Raw genomic sequence first — 259 nt, forward strand, 5'->3', positions numbered from 1 at the left:
TCGCCGAAGACAGCGGCATAGCCGCACTCGCCGTGCAAGGCCGCACCCGCGACCAGCATTACACCGGCAGCGCCGAATACGAGACCATCGCCGCGATCAAGGCCGCCCAGCGCATCCCCGTGATCGCCAACGGCGACATCGACTCCCCGCAGAAAGCCGCCCACGTGCTCGCCCAGACCGGCGAGGACGCCGTCATGATCGGCCGCGCCGCACAGGGCCGCCCCTGGATTTTCCGCGAAGTCGCCCACTACCTCGCCAC

Annotated in this window: 1 protein-coding gene; it reads left to right on the forward strand. The window is 69.5% G+C overall.

Annotation, left to right across the window (positions count from 1 at the left end; genetic code table 11):
- A partial coding sequence (locus ACQG3P_RS20280; protein WP_426806048.1) for a tRNA-dihydrouridine synthase occupies positions 1 to 259 on the forward strand: 259 nt, incomplete at both ends.

This window comes from Stenotrophomonas sp. SrG, assembly GCF_050031795.1.
Lineage (GTDB): Bacteria > Pseudomonadota > Gammaproteobacteria > Xanthomonadales > Xanthomonadaceae > Stenotrophomonas > Stenotrophomonas rhizophila_A.